The organism is Staphylococcus arlettae (assembly GCF_002902345.1).
Classification (GTDB): domain Bacteria; phylum Bacillota; class Bacilli; order Staphylococcales; family Staphylococcaceae; genus Staphylococcus; species Staphylococcus arlettae.
The window spans coordinates 1-4192 of sequence record NZ_PPQB01000006.1; the positions used below are offsets into that span (position 1 = coordinate 1).

Consider the following 4192-nt stretch of genomic DNA (forward strand, 5'->3'; position numbering starts at 1 on the left):
ATGAGTGGCAAAATGCTAGCCACTCATAGTTCAAAACCAAATTCAAAATCAAAACAAAAGCAACCAAAAATGTGGTTGCTAATAAAATTAATTCTCATAATTATTACGAATAAAATTCTCAATATTTTTTTCGTAATTTGGATAGTTATAATTTCCTAAACAACTTACTTTATTTGAATAATATTTAAATAATTCACAACAAAGCTTAAAAGATTGGTATGTCTTTCTATATCCATTCATCTCAAAAGTAGCTAAAAGCATATTGAATTCTTTATCAGTTAAATATTTGTTTATAAACTTATAATTCTTTCCTAAACTAAAATCAAAACCCCTATTAAAGCCAATATACCAAGAAATCATTCTTAATAATTCAGGACGTAAAATATTATTGAAATGATCTAAAGCAAATAATATTTCTCTTCTAAAAACACCCTTTGCTACATACGTTGAGACACTCCAAAACTCATTACAGCAATCATAAAATTCTCGTTCTGTTGGTTTTTTTAACCAATAATTTGAGTCATCTGGAACAATTTCTTGAGTTACTAAATTATCTTTATCAACTAAAATTTTTACAAGACCATCAGAATCACTAAAATAACGATTTAAATCTTTTAAATTAATTAATGTAATATCCATTTTTATGCCATCTTTAAAATACATTATATAACTGTAACCATAATCTAAATCAGGTGGGAATAATTCCATATCTTCTGGTTTCTGTATAAACAATAATTCTCCAAATAAACTTAACCAACTTTCTTCATGTGTGAAATACTCAATATCTGATACGAAAAAAGCAAAATCATAATCTTGAAACTTATCTTTTTTTATATTTTCATTAGTTCTTGAACCCTCGAGAGCAATAATTTTTACATTGCTTCGTTGATAAGCAAATTCAGAAACTAAATTTAAAATTTCTTTTTCAGTCCTCATTGTTTTTTCACTCCCAAAATCTAAATTCACGCTGCCAAAATTCAATCTGCTTTTGCAATTGTTTTTCATTCTCTTTTAAAGTCAATTTCATTAAGTCCGTTAAATCAATTTCTGAAATACTTTTTAACATTTCTCTGTATTTATTTTTTGTACGTCTTTCTAATTTACCCCATGTACTTTCTTCATGAATTAGCATATAAATCATTGCTTGGTCTTTTACTTTTTCTAAACTAGACCAATCTGGTTTCAAAATATGTAAATCATTAAAACAATCGTTCCAATAATCAACCATATCTCTTTTTAATTCAATTTCTACACGCCATAAGTGTTCAGACATAACTTCAATGTCTGCATTATCCTTACGTTCTTGTTTTTTATTATAAATTCTAATAAATCTATCACTGTCACGAACACCAAAATATTTTGTTTCTGGTTTACCGTTACGACCATAAAAAATAGTTTTCTTAACTGATTTATCAGTCATCGCATAATAATCGCTCAAATCGTCTTCAAAATCAAAAGCCAAATCTAATCTTGTAAAACCATCATCTTCCATGTAGTCAATGATGTTTTGTTTTAACCAAAGCATTTCTTCATGCGTAAGTTTATTAGGATTAAATTCAACACGCATATTACGTCTATCCCACGCATCTGCTTTTACTTTATCATATTCGATGTAAACTTTTTCTTGTAGAGCCTTAGCTTTAAATTTGGTTTGTAATATATCCCAAAGTCTAATTTGTGGCGCAATACTCATAAATTCAGACAGTTTGTGAGCATTGTTCTTATTAAGATTCCCAACAATTGTCATAGCATCAAAGTGTAATTTTGGTTCGGGGGTGTACATAATATGTCGGTTTAACCGGCTATTAGAGTATCCGGTTTTAGAAAAATTTGAGTTTTCCTTTTCCAAACTTTGTTTTGCCTGAATTTCTTCTGCTTTTTTACTCATAAAAAATCGACTCCTTATTTTGTTTAAGAAGTCGCTCACCCGAATATATATCTTGAAGAATAAACCAATATCGTTTAATATCTAGATATACAAAAATTAAGAAAAAAACACCAACTGTTTTTCTTTAAGGTAAGTCGCATTCACAAACTTTGGTCAGGGAGTGAGCGACTTCTTTTTTTGTTTTTTTATTTGCATATTAATATAACACTAACAAAAGGCTTGGTCTATTCAGACTAAGTCTTTTTTTATTAGGCTGAATATTTTTTAGAATATTTATATTGCTGATAAGTGTTATAAAGTATTAACGCCTGCACTACTACTTGAGCAATTGATATTGCTAAATTAATCTTTTTCTTCTTACTCATTTTCTTCAACCCCCTTTGTTGCTTTATTCCAATTGCTTTATTTACATTGAGCCTCTGTACCCTTAACAAACCCAAAACTTGTCGAATGGTCGGGCTAATAGCTCACGCTATGCCGACATTCGTCTGCAAGTTTAGTTAAGGGTACTTCTCAATATAAATAAATTTTCTCGGCATAAAAGCCTGATCATACTTTGTTTAATCATGGAATCTTGCTCTTATCCACTCATACAACCAAATAAATAGCCCTATAGCGAGTATATAAGGTAAACCATAAGCAATGTACCATAAAACTGAAATAAAGCCCTCAGAAGCCTTTATTTTGCTTGCTATGGCATTCTGTAATACATCTACATGTAAAAAGCCCATAAAATCTCTGCCAATCGTCATAATCAAAGCAAAAAGCATAAACACTAATAACATTGCACCAATACCAGTAAATAATTGCTTTTGTCTTTTTTGATAATGTTCATGTGATTGTTTAACTTCACGCAACATCGAATGAATTTCTTCTCGAACTCCATAAACATCTTTTCGAACCTCTATCTCAATATCTTCTGCATTCACTCGATTTAAATTCTTTTGTAACAAACGAACAAAATCATTATGGACTTTTTTACCTCTACCTTGAAAGTCCTCCGTCGTCTTTTTCAAACTCGACTTGATTGCCTGCAATTCCTTTTCTCTCAAGTCCTGTTGTTCTTTCATCTCTGATATATATTTTATTACTAGCTTGTTTTGTTTCTTCAGTTCTTGCAATTCTTCGTTTTCTAAGGTCTTCTGAATTTTCTGCGACTGCGTCCCAGTCAACTTCGAACGTGTCTGCATATTCATCGTATTCTCGTTCTTCTTCTCGTTCTCGTCTGAATTTCTCGATTGCAAAGCCATTTTCAATCACTCCTTTGTCATAAGAATCGCCCAACTTATTCCCACGTACTTTTTTATCTTCTTCAATGTGTCTATACGTTACGTTGTTTTTCGTTACTCTCGTGATTTCAACACCTTTTTCTTTTAGCAAAGTATTAAATTCTTCAAAGTCTACTGCGTTATCCTTTGTTTCTTCAACTGCCATTCTTATATCATTTTTCCATGACCTTTTATCTTTATCTATCATGTTCTGTTCTGCCAACGTATATCTGATTTCTGATGACTTTTCTGGCACAGATAAACCACGTTCTTCACATAACTGATCATTCGCCTTTTTTATAAAATCACGTTGTTCTTTGTTTGACTGATACTTGTTGCCTGTTTCTAAATTTACTGAATTAATAATAATGTGATTGTGATAATGGTCTTTGTCTGTATGTGTATAAACTGCAACTTGATAATCTGGTGCAATTTTTTTAGCTAATTCTAAACCTATCTCATTACACTCTTTAGCTGTTACTTCGCCAGGCTTAAAAGATTGAATGACTGTATGTGCTTGAACACCATTCTCTTTGCCATATAACGCCCTAGTTTGCTTAAAATATGATTTAGCATAATCAACATCACAATTTAAGCCGCTTTTTTCTTCTGCACGTTCTTCTGCGTAATTAATGGCACGACTTGCCGACTTCGTATTGCCTAATTTAGTTGTTGCCATATCTTATGCAACTCCTTTTTCACATCATCAAATTGCTTTTCTAAATCATGATATTTCTCTTCTGGTAAATGTGTAGCCTTATCTTTATTTTGATTAAACCACTTAGCAATCTGATTCACATTACTACCCAAATGACTTAAATCTTTGGCAATCGATTGTCGCGTTTCTTTGTCTAATTTTGGCGACACTAATCGACTGCCTTGTGCCTTTTTCTTAACGAAATTAGGCACTGTCATATTCAAAGTTTCTGCCGACTGTTTCAACTTTGAATATTCCTGTTCACTCACTCTGAAACTAATTTGTTTTGGCTCTTTGCGGTTGGGTTTACGGTTTCCCCCAACAGACAAATCGCTAGCC

At 31.5% G+C, this 4192-nt stretch carries 5 protein-coding genes; all 5 read right to left on the reverse strand.

What is annotated here, in order from left to right:
- Nucleotides 1–87: 87 nt before the first annotated feature.
- Nucleotides 88–936: a streptomycin adenylyltransferase Str gene (gene str, locus CD036_RS03620; RefSeq protein ID WP_001258486.1), complete on the reverse strand. Its 849-nt coding sequence runs from the start codon at nt 934–936 to the stop codon at nt 88–90.
- A 7-nt stretch (nt 937–943) separates the two neighbouring features.
- The gene (locus CD036_RS03625) at nt 944–1888 is read right to left on the reverse strand and encodes a replication initiation factor domain-containing protein (RefSeq protein ID WP_011167206.1); all 945 of its coding nucleotides are present in this window, start codon (nt 1886–1888) and stop codon (nt 944–946) included.
- Nucleotides 1889–2448: 560 nt separating this feature from the next.
- A complete protein-coding gene (locus tag CD036_RS03630; RefSeq protein WP_000753824.1) occupies nt 2449–2904 on the reverse strand; it encodes a DUF334 domain-containing protein in 456 nt (151 codons plus the stop codon).
- Nucleotides 2873–3835 carry a relaxase/mobilization nuclease domain-containing protein gene (locus CD036_RS03635; protein WP_000246202.1) on the reverse strand — a complete coding sequence of 321 codons (963 nt, stop codon included), beginning with the start codon at nt 3833–3835 and terminating at the stop codon, nt 2873–2875. Before CD036_RS03635 ends, CD036_RS03630 begins: the two co-directional genes overlap by 32 nt.
- The coding region (locus tag CD036_RS03640; protein ID WP_103388018.1) for a plasmid mobilization protein at nt 3817–4192 on the reverse strand (376 nt) is incomplete at its 5' end. The genes CD036_RS03635 and CD036_RS03640, both read right to left, overlap by 19 nt.